The sequence below is a fragment of the Bacillus sp. TH19 genome (assembly GCF_016651075.1).
Classification (GTDB): Bacteria; Bacillota; Bacilli; order Bacillales; family Bacillaceae_G; genus Bacillus_A; species Bacillus_A mycoides.
This window is the reverse complement of record NZ_JAEKEO010000011.1, coordinates 22024-38527: the sequence shown is the minus strand read 5'-3', so window position 1 is coordinate 38527 and position 16504 is coordinate 22024. Positions and strand designations below refer to the sequence as shown.

The following is a 16504-nucleotide window of genomic DNA, read 5'->3' as shown; positions in this document are numbered from 1 at the left end:
CTTTATAAAAGAATTGTTACAGGCTCTTCTAAATAACTTTTAATTGTGCGTAAAAATGCAGCTGCTGGTGCACCATCTAATACACGATGATCGAATGTTAAACTTAAAGGTAACATACTTCCTTTTCTTAATTTTTTCCCTTTATATACAGGAACATGTTCAATTGCACCTACACCTAAAATACCAGTTTCAGGTGTATTTAATACTGGTGTGAAATATTCAATCCCGAAGCTACCTAAATTACTAATTGTAAATGTTGTCCCTTGCATATCATCACTACTTAAACTGCCTGCTCGTGCCTTTTGTGCCACATTTTTAATCTCTTTAGATAACTCTACTAAAGATAGATTATTAGCAAAGCGAATAGCTGGAACGACTAATCCTTTTTCTAACGCGACTGCCATACCCAAATGAATATATTCAAATTGATGAATGGCATCATCTATATAAGCGCTATTCATTTCTTTATGCTCCCCAAGCGCTAATACAACAGCATGAGAAACGAAATCCGTAATGGTTAGTTTGTTATCGTATCGTTTTTGTACAACTTCCGCTATTTCTTTATGTAAAGCAACTAAATCTGTAACATCTACTTTCATCGTTAATGTTAATTGCGCACTATTTTGTAAGCTTGCATGCATACGGTTCGCAATTGCTTTTCGCATACCAGTAATAGGAATGACTTTACTTTCTTCTTGTTCAAGTACTTCTGGAATTGCTACTCTTTCTTCAAGCGCCTTTAATACATCTACCTTTGTAATTCTTCCGCCAGGTCCTGTACCAATTAATGATCTAATATCGAGATTTTCAGTTTTTGCAATTTTCTTTGCTACTGGAGATATTTTAACTCTTTGCTTCGTCACATCTATCGCATATGGTTCTGGATGTTGTACCTTTTTAGGTTCTGGATTAGATGCTTTTTCTTCTACAACATGTATGTTTTCATGAACTTCTACTTTTTCGTCCGGTCTACCGATGTAGCAAATTACAGTACCCGGCGGCACTCCCTCATCTTCACTTACAGCTATATCAAGAACAGTTCCATCAGCTGGTGCTTCTATTTCAGTTTCGATTTTTTCCGAGTTAATACTAGCAATTAGTTCACCTTTTTCTACATTATCACCTGCTTTAATATTCCAGCTCGTAATAATACCTTCTTTCATCGCCATACCTAACTTCGGCATTACAACTTCTACAGCCATGTTTCTCTCTCCCTTCTCATCGTTTCATTACACACGTAATAAAGATTGGTCTCCGATCATTTCTGATACAGTTTCAATTACTTTCTCCGGCGTTGGTAAATATAACTTTTCAAGTGGTGGCGAAAACGGAACTGGTGTATGTGGTGCTGTAATTCGTTTAATAGGTGCATCTAACAAATCGAATCCTTTATCCGCTACAATTGCCGCAATATCTGTTGCGATACTACATCTTGGATTTGCTTCGTCAATAACAATCAGGCGATTCGTTTTTTCAACAGATGCTAAAATCGTATCTTCATCAAGTGGTGATAAAGAACGCGGATCGATTACTTCTACTTCAAGTCCTTTTTTCGCTAATTGCTCAGCAGCAGCGAGCGCTGTATGAACTTGTTTTCCAATTGCAACGATTGTTACATCAGAACCTTCACGTTTAATATCTGCTTTTCCTAAAGGAATTGTATAGTACCCTTCTGGTACTTCGCCTTTCATATTGTAAAGTGTTTTATCTTCAAAGAAGATTACTGGGTCGTCATCTTCAATTGCCGCTAATAATAAGCCTTTTGCGTCATAAGGAGTGGAAGGAACGACAACTTTTATACCTGGAATGCTCGTAAATAACGCATATAAACTTTGTGAATGCTGTGCCGCTGCGCTAAATCCAGCACCGTGCATCGTACGTACTGTAACTGGCACTTTCGCTTTTCCACCGAACATATAGCGGAACTTTGCACCTTGGTTTAATACTTGATCAAGACAACTACCGATAAAATCATTAAACATTAATTCAGCTATCGGGCGTAAACCTGTTGCAGCAGCTGCCATCGCCGCTCCCATATAACCCGCTTCTGAAATTGGAGTATCTAAAATACGATTTCGACCAAATTCTTGTACAAGTCCTTTCGTAACACCGAGTACACCGCCCCATGCTTCATCATCTTGCAAGTGATCCACTTGTGCACCGCCTGCAACATCTTCTCCGATTAAAATTACATTTTCATCACGACGCATTGATATTTTCATCGCTTCATTAATTGCAGTTGACATACTTACTGTTCTAGTCATTATTTTTCACCCTCCTCTTATTTGTAAGAAACGTATACATCTTTTAATAATTCTTCATCCTCTGGATATGGACTGTTTTCACTAAATTCAATTGATTTTTGTACTGCTTCATCTACTGCCTTTTCCATATCCACAAGTTCGGATTCCGTTAATAAAGCTTCATGAATTAAATGCTTGCGGAAATGCACAATCGCATCTTTTTCATTTAAATGTTCTTCTTTTTCTTCCGCTGTTTTATACGTTTGTGCTTCTCCTTCAAAATGACCGTAATTACGATATGTCATGCATTCAATTAAAGTTGGGCCACCGCCATTACGTGCACGCTCAACAGCCTCTTCCGCCGCTTTATATACTGCTAATAGATCTTTTCCATCTACTTGAACACCCGGAATGTTATATGCTTTTGCACGATCAGCAATAGAGTTACAACTAGAAGCATATTCAAATGTTGTTGCTTCACCATAACCGTTATTTTCTGCGATAAAAATAACTGGTAACTTCCAAATCGCTGCTAAATTAACCCCTTCATGGAATGTTCCTTCATTATTTGCTCCGTCACCGAAGAAGCAAACACTTACATCTTTCGTTCCTTTATATTTAGCTGTTAATGCTGAACCGCAAGCAAGTGGAAAACCTCCGCCTACAATCCCATTTGCACCAAGCATTCCTTTATCTAAATCGGCAATATGCATTGAACCACCTTTACCTTTACATAAGCCTGTCGCTTTCCCAAAAAGTTCGGCCATCATGCCATTTAAATCACAACCTTTTGCGATACAATGGCCGTGACCTCTATGCGTACTTGTAATACTGTCACTATCTGTTAAGTGGGCACATACACCAACTGCTACTGCTTCTTCACCAGCGTATAAATGAACGAAACCTGGCAGAACGCCTTGCGCGAACAATTCATGCACCTTGTCTTCAAACTTACGAATCTCTAACATTTTTTCATACATCCAACGAGCTTGTTCTTTCGTAATTTCATTCCCTTTACTTTCAGTTGTTTTTAACATGTCCAGCCCTCCTATTTTCTTGTTCATCTTTTATATTGCAAGTACTGTGCCAAATTCTAATCCCTGATTTAATAGGTTTTCTCTTTTCTTTCATAATAAAAAAGTGGACAAAATGAGACATCTGTCTCGTTTTGTCCACTTTTGTTCACCTAATTTGAGAATTATTATCTTATTCATTATCAAAACTCTTCTGTAATTTCCGAATGTAAATAATTTGACCAATGTGATACGCGTTATGAGTCGTTACATTAGCTAATACTTCCCACCACTTCGCAGATACAGGAAATCCAATTACATCACTTTCAACCTTGTCTTCATTTATGAGACTTTGCCATTGCAACAGTTTCTCTAATAGTTTTTCTCTTAACTCTTCAAATGTTTGATTATCTGAAAGCATAAAACTTTTGTTATTATCACCAATAGCAGGCACAGCATTAACATTTGATTCTTTGTACCTAGTTTGCCACGTCGTATTCCAATACAGTAAATGTTGTACAATTTCAGCTATACTATTACACTCTTCATTCGGTTTCCAGAAAGCTTCTCTCTCAGATAAATCCTTAACTGCATCTGAAAATGGAATATACCAACTGGGATCATTCGCATTTGCTAATAACTGATCTGCTAATACGTCTTTAACATGGAACACTTTGCTTCCCCCCATTAAAAAGATTCATTTCAAGACAATACTCACTTCTCTATATACGCTGAGTTTGCCAGATCCCCTCTTTTTAGCCTTAATCCCAAACATATGCACATAAAGAAACCGAAAGCACCTAATCCATAAGCTGTTGTATATCCACTTTCCCCGATAATCCATCCTGCAAGTCCTGGTCCAATCATTTGACCAACTGCATAGAAAACGGATATAAAACTAATTGCCATTGAGACATATTTCGGAGATACTTGCTTTGAAGCAGCAACTTGAATTAATAAAAGGATACCTCCGAGGCTGGAACCCCAAATAATTGCCGACACGATAAAGCCAATGATATGTCCAAATATAATTGGAATCATATCACCTATTACAGCTAATAAAAGTGCAATACATAACGTCTTCTTTATACCAATCCGATCCGAAATCAATCCCCAGACAGGAGCTCCTACGATTGAAAACATTCCTGCAATCGCATAAACAGTTCCCGAAATTGATGCCGAAATACCATTATTAATCATAAAACTAGTTTGATATAAATTTGGAATTAAATAAACAACGCCCACAATAAAATACATCCATGCAATGATGTATAACTCTTTCGTTTTCCATAAAAACGACTTATTATTCCTTTCCCCCTCATCTTCAGTAACTTCTGGATTTTTCAAAACAATTGAGGCAACGAATACAACAATACATGTAATAACGCCAAACAAAAGCCATGAACCACGCCAACTATACTCTGGAAATGTACGTACTATATAAGGAACAATTATTCCACTAAATAGCATGCCTATGCCAGCACCGCTTAATAATAGCCCCATTGCAGTTCCTCTTTTTTCTGGAAACCATCCTACTGTTATTGACATGAGTGGTGTATATACAAGAGCACTTCCAGCTCCAGAACATAGCATAAAAATAGCAGCTATCCAAACTGAAGGAACAAATGATAATCCTATTAAACTTATAACGACGAGCCAACTCCCTATTAATAAAACTGATTTTGCTCCAAAACGGATAGTAAGTATTCCAGATGTTCCGACTGTTAATAAATACCCTAAAAAGAGTATAGTTCCTAACATACCTGCTTGAGCTGTAGATAAATGGAGTCCTTCTTGCATAAACGGTAATATAATTCCATATGCCATACGTGCAAAACCCGTCGTTGTTATAATAAGAAACATTCCTGTTAATACAAATATCCAAAAATGACTTTCATTCCGTTCTTTCATTTAAATTCCTCCATAAAAAGTTATTTCCAATTGGATGTTGTTTGTAATTATAATGACCATTACAAAAAGCAACTACCAAATGACGGAGGAATTTACGGTATAGCGGATTATTCCTTTTTTACGTTAATAAATACGTAAAAGTTCTGATGGATTCATTCCATACTTTTTACGAAATAACTCTGAAAAATGACTGACATTATTGTATCCAACTGCAAATGCCGTTTCGGTCACATTACTATTTCCCGAACGCAGTAAATCTATCGCATGTTCCATACGCTTTTCTCGTAAATATGCAAATGTGGACATCCCAAATAATTCTTTAAACCCAATTTTTAATTTATAATCATTTAACTCTACTATTTTAGCTAATTCTAATAATGATGGGGGTGATTCCATTCGTTGAAGTAAAATTTCTTCAGCCTGTTTTATTTTATTCAAATCCTGTTTTGATAATTGACTCCTTTTATTTGCGTCACAATCATTAAGCAACACTCTCCCAAAATGTATAGAAAGCAATTCGAGCGCTTTACTTTCTAATTCTAGTTGACTAATACGATCCTTTTGGGGATGCTCTATCATTCTCTTAATAAGACTAGATGTTATAGAGTCAATTGGATTTTGAAACTTTTTAAAAGATTGATTTCCTAATATAGAATGAAAATCAAGACTTTTTTCAATAGCATTATTCATCATGAAATGATTAAACAATTGTACAGGAATCCCAATCGCTAATGAATATAGAGGCGTTTCTTTTTCATATTCAAATACTACATCAAAATCATTCATAAAATATAAATAGCTATTTCCAGTCATTAATTCATACGAAGAATGACCAACTTGCACTCCTCCGAACCCTTGTAAACAAAAATTAAGCTCTACCATTGCTGCATCAGATGCAAACTGGATGCGATGGTTATTATGAAATTGATAATTTGATAACACAATTTCCATACCTGAAAATGAAGTCCATCTTCGTATTTCACCCATACCTATTGTTTTTGGAACATTCATATGTCTTTTCTCTACAACTTGTAAACCATAAAAATATTTATGAAAAATATCATGAAAACCATTAGTCTCCATGAAACCCACACTCCTTTTATGTAAAAATCAAAATTTAATTGATAATTATTTTCAATTATATCAAATATCTTTATACAATAAATAGATTTTCTCTTTATAACTCGTTATGATAAAAGAAAAAGAAAGCGAGCGAACAATGAATAAAAAAATCGCGATTATTACAGGAGCATCAAGTGGATTCGGACTTTTAACGACACTTGAACTTGCGAAAAAAGACTATTTTGTCATTGCTACAATGCGCAATCTTGAGAAACAAATAGACTTAATATCTCAAGCTACTAAACTCGAATTACAACAAAATATAAAAGTTCAACAATTAGATGTAACAGATCAAGGTTCTATACATAACTTCCAATTATTTTTAAACGAAATAAACAGAATAGACATTCTCATAAATAATGCAGGATATGCAAATGGGGGCTTTGTAGAAGAAATTCCAGTAGAGGAATACCGTAAACAATTTGAAACGAACCTTTTTGGCGCTATTTCAATTACTCAGCTTGTTTTACCTTATATGAGAGAACAGAAAAACGGAAAAATTATTAATATAAGCAGTATTAGCGGCCAAGTCGGATTCCCTGGTTTATCCCCTTACGTTTCTTCAAAATATGCATTAGAAGGCTGGAGTGAATCCCTTCGCTTAGAAGTAAAACCTTTCGGAATAGACGTTGCCTTACTTGAACCTGGTTCTTATAACACGAACATATGGGAAGTTGGTAAACAATTAGCTGAAAACCAATCTGATACAACCTCTCCTTACAAAGAATATATGGATAAAATACAAAAGCACATAAACAATGGCAACGATACACTTGGTAATCCGATGGATGTTGCAAATAAACTCGTAGAAATTGCTGAAGCAAGGCGTACTACATTACGATACCCAATTGGGAAAGGTGTAAAATTTATGATCTTTGCGAAGAAGGTTCTTCCTTGGAGATTGTGGGAGTTTCTTGTATTGAGGAGCTTTAAGAAAATGTAAGTAACTTTATTGAAAAAATATGTAAGGGGTGCTAATTAAATGCTAGGTTTACCCTATGGTAAAGTGTTTTTAGTTCCGTGGTCCGAAGAGTGGGAATTTGAGTTTTCAAAAGAAAAACAATTAATTGAGGAACACATTGGAAAATATATTTTAGCGATACACCATATTGGAAGTACTTCCATCCCACATTTAAGCGCAAAACCTATTATTGATATTGCGATGGAATTAAGAGATTCCAAAAGTGGTCTAAAATGTATTACAAACCTAGAACAATTAAATTATAAATATAGAAAAATGTATTACCCGAAAGGTATTATTTCAATAAAGGTGAGCCAAGAACTCATCAAATTCATATGTATGAACAAGGGAATCCATATTTAATAGAACAAATAAAATTCAGAGATTACTTAATAGACAATAAAACTTCTCGTATGCAGTATGAACAGTTAAAGATTCAACTTTCAACAGCTAACCCAAATGATAAGCATAAATATGCAGAGGATAAAACAAATTTCATTAAATCCATATTAGCTAAAATAAATGATTAAATTGCGAAGACCGAACTTCGTACACATAATAAGAAACCATTCATGTATAGATGAATGGTTTCTTATTAATTAGTTATCTCATTATTTGTACCATCAATAATCATTTTATTATGCAGCAGGTGGAACGAAGTAAAATAGCATCGAAGTCATAAAAATAAATGCAAATAATCCAATTATCGAAAAAATATATTCTTTCGATTCTCTATCATACTTCCATTCCATCCATGTCCTTAGGATCCACGTAACCCCTAAATAAGTGAAAATGATAAACCAAATATTAGTGCTTTCGAATTTAAATATGTAAATAAAACTAATTATTAAATAAACAAAAAGCAGTCCTATTTCCAATTTTTTATGTAAGCTATTTACATATTTATTATATCCCCAAAACCCGCTCTTTGGCATATTCAATTTTTTTCTTAAAAATCGATCCAAAAAGTAGCCCGCTATACAAAAACCAAAAATTATAATCCAAAATGTATAGGTTCTCAATATCATTCCTCCTATTACTTCATTGAATTGTTTAAAATAAAGTGGACTATATTAACGGTTATTGAACGAGTATTCTTGAATGATCTTCATTAAAAATGATCGATTCTGCACGTAAGAAAGGGTTTTTCATTTCTTCTCTCCCTCTTCCTTTAAATTTATACTATATTAAAGGAAGAAATATAGTATGAACCCTGTTATTATTAATGCTGCAACTCCTAATAATGAAATCAAAAACTCCCGCGATTCCTTATCATATTTCCACTCCATATATGATTGAAATCCATATAACGTAATAAAAAACAAAAGAGGTACATAGCCCATATATATACGATTTGGAAGAAAAGTGCTTATAGCAATAACAACTATATAAGAGGAAATAATAATTCTATTTCCCCATTTCTGTGTATCATTCACATATTGGTTATTCCATCCTTTTTGTTTCGGTATATTTAACTGTCTTCTCGCTATTCTTTCAAAAACCAATAAAGATAGCACCCATAAAATTAATAAGGATATTTTTGTAACTGACAGAAACCCCTCTCCTTTTTATTTTTTCACTTTAATTTTCTCCGGCTGATCACTCGGATACGTAGCATATGCATCATTTTCATAATCCCAACTAATAATGGTCGCACTATCTCGTCCTAATTGATGATGAACGTGTTCTAAAATATTGTGAACATTTTCTTTAAGCTCTATATTATTTTTATTCATATCACTGTATAGGTTTAATGGCGTTTCATAACGGCGTTCCCCGCATTCTAATACCCCATCTGTCACCATTACAATTCGATTCTTTCCAGTACGTAGTTCACGAATTCCTGAAGAATAGCATGGAACGGGTAAATCAAACGTGTTTACATTACCAATCCATTCATAAAATTGACGTTGGTTTAATGTATATTGTCCTAATTTATGTAATTCATCATGAAATACATAAACTAGGCAATCACCAATAGATAGCCACCATATGTAATTTTCTTTTCTTACACATATTAAGCAAGCTGTTTCACCTTTTACTCTTTTGCACTTTTCTTTAAATGAGGAGGATTGAAAAATTGTAAGTATATGATTTTCAACTGATCGAAATACTGTTTCAATCAGTTCATTCATAATTACTTTTATATTTTCATATTCTGCTTGAATCGTACTTACTACTAAATCAACACTTTCTGCACTATTATGTCCGTCTAATATAACGGTAAATTCCCAATCACCATTCGACCAAACTAATGCACCGTCTTCATTCTTTTTTGCTCCGGCACTTATATTCCCGCCGTATTTACCAAGTACGATATCACCATATTGCTTGACTGAAGCTTCGTCTAAACACATTTCCCTACTTCCAACCCATGAATATTGTGCATTATTTGTTATATGCATACTCATTTACCATATACTTTCGTATTCTTTCGCATAGTTTTTTAATTTTCTCTGAATCTCCATGTGGTGCACCAGTCCAATTTGCTACTTCAGTCGGTGACCAAAACTCTTTTGGTGTATTTGGATAACGCGGAATAATGTGCATATGCAAATGTGGTACACCATTACCTGAAACGAAACTGTAAATATGTTCTGCACCTTTGCTTTCTTTAAGCGCTTTACTTACTCTACTTGTTATCAGTCCGAATGCCTTTGCCTCATCTTCAGTTAATTCAGCGAGACCAGGTACATGTCTCTTTATATCAATCATTACATAACCAAGATATGTTTCTTCTGCATCCCAATGGACATGTCCAACGTAAATGAGTTCATCTTCGTAAATAGCTCCACCTGGAACTGTAATGTTCCCTTTATGTTTTTCACAAATGAAGCAGTTTTGTTCTGCTTGATTGTTTATAGGCATATCCATCACCATCCTTTGCATATATAATATCATAAAAAAAGGAAAAATAGGTTTTATATTCCGAAAATTCAATCTCTTGAAATGAGAATTTTCACATTAAAATAATTTACAACTCATTATTTCTTCAAAATCGTAATCCCCATTCCAACTGCAATCCCAATCGCTATTCCGATTGCTATATTATCATTTAATACACCAGGAATTACACCGATTACAACACCTATAGCGACACCAATTGTCATAGCATCATTTCTTTTTTTATTATTAGCCAAAATAGCATCTCCTCTCATAATTTCTCCCCATATAATATCCATTTACATGAACTTTGCTGTCTACTAATATATTTGCTATTCCGCTTGAAAATTTCCAAAAAATGTACTTTATTACTTTTCCATTCCCCCTACATAATCCTCTTCGTTTGAAAGAATTTTTAAGTCACCATTACATATACATAGGCATTTACTATAAGAAAGATCAGTAATTTATTGAAGGAGGAACGATTCAAATGTATCCTCATTGGAATCCAAATATAAATCAACAATATGCTTACTCCCCCATCCAGTAAGGAATACACTGCATTATGATTCGCAATACATGATGCAGCGCATCGCAAGCCTTGAAAGCCAATTAGCTAAATTAATCTCATTAATCGAAGAAAATAATCAATTAATAAAATCAATGGAACAACAGCAAAACCAAGTTTGTGCACCAGCTGGAGGTTCTGTTATTGTTCGGATGTAATTCGAATTCAAAAAACACACTTTGTAGTATAAAGTGTGTTTTTTGAATTATTTTCTTTTTGTATAAAACCCTTGCGTAATTCGGTCTAATATAATCGCAATCACGACGATAGCTAGTCCAGCTTCAAATCCCATTCCGATATTTACTTGTGTTACAGAGCGATATACATCGACGCCAAGTCCTGGCGCTCCTACAAGTGAAGCTGTTACAACCATTGATAACGAAAGCATAATACTTTGATTCACGCCAGCCATGATCGTTCCCGTTGCGAGCGGTAATTGTACTTTAAATAATTTTTGTGATGCGGTAGAGCCAAACGCATTCGCAGCTTCAATTAAATCTTCTGGAACTTGTCTAATTCCTAAGTCTGTAAATCTGATTGTCGGTGGCATAGCAAAAATAACGGAAGCAATAATGCCTGGTACGACGCCTACTCCAAAAAATGTTATCGCGGGAATGAGATAGACGAATGCCGGCATTGTTTGCATAAAATCTAATGTCGGTTTTAAAAATTTTGAGAAACGTTCATTTTGAGATGCTAAAATGCCAATGGGAATTCCGATAATAATTGAAATAATAACTGACGTAAGTACGAGCGCTAATGTTTGCATCGTTTGTGCCCAGTAGTTAATATTTAAAATAAATAATAATCCGATGAGCGTAAAAATGACTAAAGATAATTTCCTCGTTGTGTACCAAATGAGGAAACATAAGATGATAATCATCACTATGGCTGGTATTATTGTTAAAAAGTTAGTGAGTAAATCAACAAATCCACCGATAATATAGGAGAATCCTCGGAACAAGCCTTCAAAGTGCTCATATAAACTTGCAACAAATGAATCGACCCATTCGCCTAATGGAATGCGCGGAATATTATTCATCGTCTTTCACCTCTTCCTCGATGTTTCCTGCAAGAGCTTGAATGACACTTTCACGTTTAATAATTCCTCTCAACCTTTTCTTTTCATCAATTACGGGTAATGGATATTTCATCTCCGCCATTTTTGCATACGTTTCTTCCAGTAATGTATCTAGATAAACGTGTGGAATATCGTTAAGTAATAAATCAGCAATTGGCCATTGTTTTTTCATTGCTTTACTTGCATCATCCGCTGTTAAAATACCTAAAAACTCATACTTTTTGTTCACAACATATACCGTAGAAACACCTGCATTTCTCATAATTTGCAGAGCTACACGCGGCCCACGATCGATTAATAACGTTTCTGGTCTTTTTAAAATAGATTCTGCCGTAATTACTTTTCCTAAATTCACATCCGCCACGAATTTCTCTACAAATTCATTTGCAGGGCTCATCATAATTTCTTCCGGTGTTCCAATTTGGACAATTTCTCCATCTTTCATTAATGCGATACGATCACCAATTCGAAGAGCTTCATCTAAATCATGTGTAATAAAAATAATTGTTTTTTCCATTTTATCTTGTAACTCTAACAATTCATCTTGCATTTCTTTTCGAATTAGTGGATCTAATGCACTAAATGACTCGTCCATTAGTAATACATCTGGATTATTCGTTAGTGCCCTTGCAATTCCAACACGCTGCTGCATACCACCACTAAGTTGACTAGGGTAATTATCTTTATGATGATCGAGTCCTACTAACTGTAGCGATTCTAACGCCTTATTTTCTCGTTCCTCTACTGGAACTCCTTGAATTTCTAACCCGTACGCAACATTTTGTATTACCGTGCGATGTGGAAATAAAGCAAACTTCTGAAAAACCATACTCATTTTCGTCCTTCTTACTCTTCGCAATTCTTCTTTTCCCATCGTTGCGATGTCTTCACCATCTATGTATATATGCCCGGCTGTCGGTTTGATTAATTGATTTAGCATTCGAACTAGCGTTGATTTCCCGCTACCGGATAAACCCATAATAACGAAAATTTCTCCGGTGTATACTTCAAACGTTGCCTTTTTCACACCAACGTTCATTCCTGTCTCTTTTAAAATTTCGGATTTGCTTTTTCCTTCTTTTAATAAGGTAAGCGCTCGTTGCGGATGTTTCCCAAAGACTTTTGTTACATTTTCAACACGTACCTTTGTATTATCCATGTCACTACTCCTTTTCTACCCATCTATTTACATAGTGTTGCGATTTTACAGAGAAATATTACATAAAAATGACATATATAAGATTTCTTTAAAAATTCTTGTTTCCGTTCATAATAAGAAGGTTCACTTATAGATTAATTTATAAAAAGCAAAAGCTTCACAGGAGGTTTTGAATGCGAAAAAAATATGGATTATAAGTCTGTTACTATTTATTAGTATGATTTTCACTTCTTGTAATGCAACAAATGCAAATTCGAAAGGAAAAATTAAACTTGGTGTAACAAGTTGGAAAGAAAATATCGCAACCGCAAATATGTGGAAAGTTTTATTAGAAGAAAAAGGCTATAAAGTTGAACTCATGTATTTAGAAAAAGCTGCGATATGGACTGGCGTCGCACGTGGTGATGTTGATGCGAATCTAGAAGTATGGCTTCCTGTTACGGATAAACCATTAAATGCCCGTTACAAAGATGACTTCGTCTTAAAATCAAAATGGTATGAAGGTACTGGGCTTGGTTTAGTCGTCCCTTCTTATGTGAAAAACGTTAACAGTATTGAAGATTTAAATGCACATAAAGATGAGCTAGATAATAAAATTGTTGGGATTGAACCTGGTAGTAGCCTAATGAATTTAACGAATAAAGCAATGAAGGAATATGATATAAAACTAAAACTTGTCCAATCTTCAGAAGCTGCGATGATGAGCGAACTAAAGAAGGCATATACGAAAAAGAAACCAATCGCTGTTACGCTTTGGAATCCTCATTGGGGCTTTTCAGAATTTGACTTAAAATATTTAAAAGACCCTAAGAAAGTATATGGTGAAAAAGATGACATTTATTACTCAGTTCGTAAAGGTTTCGAAAAAGATCATCCGGATATTGTGAAATACTTTGATCAATGGAAAATGAACGATGAACAACTAGGTACTTTAATGGTCATGCTAAATAAAACGAAAGATCCAGAAGAAGCTGCTCGAAAATGGATAAAAAAGAATCAAGCTTTAGTTGATGAATGGATAAAAGAATAAAGAATGACAAAAACAGGCTAGAGAATTTAGAATATTCTCTAGCCTGTTTTACGTTATTTTTTCTCAATAACTGCATCGACAATTCCATATTCCTTCGCTTCTTCTGCCGTCATAAAATAATCTCTTTCTGTATCATGTGCTACTTTTTCAACTGGTTGCCCTGTTCGCTCTGCGATAATTTTATTTATATCGTGTTTTAACTTTAAAATTCTTTTTGCTGTAATTTCAATCTCCGTTGCTTGCCCTTTTACACCGCCGAGCGGTTGATGAATCATGATTTCACTGTTAGGGAGCGCAAATCTTTTTCCTTTTGCGCCAGCTAATAGTAAAAGCGCACCAAATGATGCCGCAAAGCCCATACAAAGTGTTTGCACATCTGGTTTAATAAGGTTCATCGTATCTAATATTGCAAATCCCGCTGTCGTTGAACCACCCGGACTATTGATATACAGGAATATATCTTTTTCTGCATCTTCCGCTTCTAAAAACAATAATTGTGCTACTACACTGCTTGCAACTTGATCGTTAATTTCTGAACCAATCATAATAATTCGGTCTTTTAATAATCTTGAATATATATCATAGGAGCGTTCTCCTAATTTCGTTTGTTCTATTACGTAAGGAATTACACTCATTATAAATCCCTCCATCTGTTTTATGCCGCATTAAGCATACAACTGTAAGAAGAAGATTGTTTCATACTGAAGAATAACACTGGTTGTATTGATGGTAACTTAGTGAAATCTATTGTTGGGAGAAGTTTCGTCAACAATTCAGGTCTTTCTTCTCGAATAGAAGTTACAACGATTTCAACATCATCCGTGTACTCCACTATTTCAATGCCTTCTTCATTTACAGTTTTCAGCCTATTTCTACTCCTAAATAAAGATGCTTTCACTGCCCCTTCTGATACAGAGCATATTTTTGCAATATCCGCGATACTATATTGAAAAACATCCTTCAATAATAAAATTACGGATTGTTGCACATTTAACGAAGACAATACTTTCCCTACCATTTCATGCAAATCTGCAATTTTCCCATGTGGTTCTTCAAATGTATTTTGCTGTTCTAACTTTTCTTGAACGGATTTTGATTTCATTTGATCTAACCATTGATTTCGAGCAATTTTATACAGAAGCGTTATACAAATTTCCTTCTCACTATACTTTTGAAGAACTTTGCAAATTGCTTCTTGGGCAAGGTCTTCCCCATCCCATTTGTTTTTCGTCAAAAACGTACAGTATCTTTTTACCTCTGCATAATGTGTAATTAAAAAATTTATATTTGAATGATTCATATCGATATGATTCTTTAAAACCTGAGTTACTTTTGTGCACAAAATAACCACTCCTTTTCAGCGCTTACTTATTAAACGATTGAACAAATAAAAAAGTTACGGGGCTTATAATTAATTTTATGTTTATGTTCATGAATACGGGTCATAAATATGTTATATAGCATTTTACATGAGGAGGAATCAATTTGCCAAAATTAACAGTGGAAGGTACCGGAACTTTCGATATTAAAGAAGGAACGAAATTAGTATTAGCACTTGAAGATAACGGTGTACACATTCTTCATCGTTGCGGTGGCAAAGCAAGATGTACAACTTGTAGAGTTGAAGTCATTGCAGGTGATTTTTGTGAGGCGACAAATGATGAAAAACAAGCTATTACGGAAAAAGGAATTGAAGACCACTTACGATTATCGTGCCAAATGCGTGTACATAAAGATATTACCGTTCGCCCTATACTTACAGTTGAAAATTCCGGTTTAGATGCTGGATCACGCCCGGCGGAGTAAAATGATGAATTTAAAACAGCTTGCAGGCGAATATGCTGCTGGCTTTGTAAGAGATGGTATGACGATTGGACTTGGTACGGGTTCAACCGTATATTGGACGATACAAAAGTTAGGTCACCGTGTACAAGAAGGGTTATCTATTCAAGCTGCACCGACATCAAAAGAAACTGAAGTATTAGCAAAACAATTATCTATTCCGCTAATCTCTTTAAATGAAATTGATATACTTGATCTCACAATTGATGGAGCAGATGAAATCAATAATGATTTACAATTAATAAAAGGTGGTGGTGGTGCATTACTTCGCGAAAAGATTGTTGCCACCTCCTCTAAAGAACTTATTATTATTGCAGATGAATCCAAACTCGTTTCACATTTAGGTACCTTTCCACTTCCTATTGAAATCATCCCCTTCTCTTGGAAGCAAACTGAAAAGAGAATTCAATCTTTAGGATGCGAAACGCGTTTACGTATGAAAGATGGCGGACCATTTATAACTGATAACGGCAATTTAATTATTGATTGTATTTTTCCAAACAAAATATTGAATCCAAATGATACACATACAGAGTTAAAGATGATTACCGGTGTAGTTGAAACAGGATTATTTATCAATATGACGAGCAAAGCGATCATCGGAACAAAAAACGGTATAAAAGAATATTAAGCATTTTAAAGGCTGACTTTTGCAAGTCAGTTTTTTCTTTTATAGCATTACAGTATGATA

19 protein-coding genes and 2 pseudogenes are annotated in these 16504 nt (G+C 34.7%); 6 read left to right on the top strand and 15 right to left on the bottom strand.

The window, feature by feature from the left end; translation table 11 throughout:
* Positions 1-2: 2 nt before the first annotated feature.
* The 6 genes from JFU54_RS28145 to JFU54_RS28120 all read right to left on the bottom strand — a co-directional run bounded on the left by JFU54_RS28145 (position 3) and on the right by JFU54_RS28120 (position 6250).
* Positions 3-1202: a dihydrolipoamide acetyltransferase family protein gene (locus JFU54_RS28145; protein WP_201067379.1), complete on the bottom strand. Its 1200-nt coding sequence runs from the start codon at positions 1200-1202 to the stop codon at positions 3-5.
* Positions 1203-1229: 27 nt separating this feature from the next.
* Positions 1230-2264 carry an acetoin:2,6-dichlorophenolindophenol oxidoreductase subunit beta gene (gene acoB, locus JFU54_RS28140; RefSeq protein ID WP_201067377.1) on the bottom strand — a complete coding sequence of 345 codons (1035 nt, stop codon included), beginning with the start codon at positions 2262-2264 and terminating at the stop codon, positions 1230-1232.
* Between the two features lie 17 nt (positions 2265-2281).
* Positions 2282-3280 carry an acetoin:2,6-dichlorophenolindophenol oxidoreductase subunit alpha gene (gene acoA, locus JFU54_RS28135; RefSeq protein WP_002127717.1) on the bottom strand — a complete coding sequence of 333 codons (999 nt, stop codon included), beginning with the start codon at positions 3278-3280 and terminating at the stop codon, positions 2282-2284.
* Positions 3281-3449: 169 nt separating this feature from the next.
* Positions 3450-3929: a DinB family protein gene (locus JFU54_RS28130; protein ID WP_002085139.1), complete on the bottom strand. Its 480-nt coding sequence runs from the start codon at positions 3927-3929 to the stop codon at positions 3450-3452.
* Positions 3930-3970: 41 nt separating this feature from the next.
* Positions 3971-5167 (bottom strand): MFS transporter, encoded by a 1197-nt coding sequence (locus JFU54_RS28125; protein ID WP_201067375.1) that lies wholly within the window; start codon positions 5165-5167, stop codon positions 3971-3973.
* A 123-nt stretch (positions 5168-5290) separates the two neighbouring features.
* Positions 5291-6250, bottom strand: a complete 960-nt coding sequence (locus tag JFU54_RS28120; protein WP_078185623.1) for a helix-turn-helix domain-containing protein — start codon at positions 6248-6250, stop codon at positions 5291-5293.
* Between the two features lie 136 nt (positions 6251-6386).
* Here JFU54_RS28120 and JFU54_RS28115 point away from each other — a divergent pair, with 136 nt between their 5' ends.
* Positions 6387-7232 carry an oxidoreductase gene (locus tag JFU54_RS28115; RefSeq protein ID WP_207192748.1) on the top strand — a complete coding sequence of 282 codons (846 nt, stop codon included), beginning with the start codon at positions 6387-6389 and terminating at the stop codon, positions 7230-7232.
* Positions 7233-7271: 39 nt separating this feature from the next.
* Positions 7272-7780: pseudogene (locus tag JFU54_RS28110) on the top strand (GrpB family protein).
* A 108-nt stretch (positions 7781-7888) separates the two neighbouring features.
* Here the strand turns inward: JFU54_RS28110 and JFU54_RS28105 are convergent.
* From JFU54_RS28105 to JFU54_RS28085, 5 genes are all read right to left on the bottom strand, one after another.
* On the bottom strand, positions 7889-8272 hold the full coding sequence (locus tag JFU54_RS28105; protein ID WP_078185625.1) for a DUF4181 domain-containing protein: 384 nt from the start codon (positions 8270-8272) through the stop codon (positions 7889-7891).
* Positions 8273-8437: 165 nt separating this feature from the next.
* Positions 8438-8755 (bottom strand): DUF4181 domain-containing protein, encoded by a 318-nt coding sequence (locus tag JFU54_RS28100; RefSeq protein ID WP_201067372.1) that lies wholly within the window; start codon positions 8753-8755, stop codon positions 8438-8440.
* Between the two features lie 63 nt (positions 8756-8818).
* A complete protein-coding gene (locus tag JFU54_RS28095; RefSeq protein ID WP_133059813.1) occupies positions 8819-9655 on the bottom strand; it encodes a PP2C family serine/threonine-protein phosphatase in 837 nt (278 codons plus the stop codon).
* Positions 9639-10130 carry an HIT family protein gene (locus JFU54_RS28090; RefSeq protein ID WP_078185648.1) on the bottom strand — a complete coding sequence of 164 codons (492 nt, stop codon included), beginning with the start codon at positions 10128-10130 and terminating at the stop codon, positions 9639-9641. The genes JFU54_RS28095 and JFU54_RS28090 overlap by 17 nt, the downstream gene beginning before the upstream one ends.
* A 104-nt stretch (positions 10131-10234) precedes the next feature.
* Positions 10235-10408: a glycine zipper domain-containing protein gene (locus JFU54_RS28085; RefSeq protein ID WP_201067370.1), complete on the bottom strand. Its 174-nt coding sequence runs from the start codon at positions 10406-10408 to the stop codon at positions 10235-10237.
* A 215-nt stretch (positions 10409-10623) separates the two neighbouring features.
* Between JFU54_RS28085 and JFU54_RS28080 the strand changes: the two are divergent.
* A pseudogene (locus JFU54_RS28080) lies at positions 10624-10859 on the top strand (hypothetical protein).
* A gap of 47 nt (positions 10860-10906) precedes the next feature.
* Here JFU54_RS28080 and JFU54_RS28075 read toward each other — a convergent pair.
* Together JFU54_RS28075 and JFU54_RS28070 are read right to left on the bottom strand one after the other, a co-directional pair.
* Positions 10907-11743, bottom strand: coding sequence for an ABC transporter permease (locus JFU54_RS28075; protein ID WP_002127727.1), 837 nt, complete (start codon positions 11741-11743; stop codon positions 10907-10909).
* Positions 11736-12941 (bottom strand): quaternary amine ABC transporter ATP-binding protein, encoded by a 1206-nt coding sequence (locus JFU54_RS28070; protein WP_002013036.1) that lies wholly within the window; start codon positions 12939-12941, stop codon positions 11736-11738. Before JFU54_RS28070 ends, JFU54_RS28075 begins: the two co-directional genes overlap by 8 nt.
* Positions 12942-13158: 217 nt before the next feature.
* Between JFU54_RS28070 and JFU54_RS28065 the strand changes: the two genes are divergently transcribed.
* Positions 13159-13971, top strand: coding sequence for a glycine betaine ABC transporter substrate-binding protein (locus tag JFU54_RS28065; protein ID WP_002013035.1), 813 nt, complete (start codon positions 13159-13161; stop codon positions 13969-13971).
* A 53-nt stretch (positions 13972-14024) separates the two neighbouring features.
* Here the strand turns inward: JFU54_RS28065 and clpP are convergent, their stop codons facing one another.
* Together clpP and JFU54_RS28055 are read right to left on the bottom strand one after the other, a co-directional pair.
* Positions 14025-14606 carry an ATP-dependent Clp endopeptidase proteolytic subunit ClpP gene (clpP, locus tag JFU54_RS28060; RefSeq protein ID WP_002085123.1) on the bottom strand — a complete coding sequence of 194 codons (582 nt, stop codon included), beginning with the start codon at positions 14604-14606 and terminating at the stop codon, positions 14025-14027.
* 20 nt (positions 14607-14626) lie between these two features.
* Positions 14627-15313 (bottom strand): RNA polymerase subunit sigma-70, encoded by a 687-nt coding sequence (locus tag JFU54_RS28055; protein WP_088039528.1) that lies wholly within the window; start codon positions 15311-15313, stop codon positions 14627-14629.
* 143 nt (positions 15314-15456) lie between these two features.
* On the opposite strand from JFU54_RS28055, the gene JFU54_RS28050 reads away from it, so the two are divergent.
* Both JFU54_RS28050 and rpiA read left to right on the top strand, forming a co-directional pair.
* Entirely contained in the window at positions 15457-15777 is a 321-nt protein-coding gene (locus JFU54_RS28050) for a 2Fe-2S iron-sulfur cluster-binding protein (RefSeq protein WP_002189833.1), read from the top strand.
* Between the two features lie 4 nt (positions 15778-15781).
* Positions 15782-16444 (top strand): ribose 5-phosphate isomerase A, encoded by a 663-nt coding sequence (rpiA, locus tag JFU54_RS28045; RefSeq protein WP_002136714.1) that lies wholly within the window; start codon positions 15782-15784, stop codon positions 16442-16444.
* Positions 16445-16504: the final 60 nt, after the last annotated feature.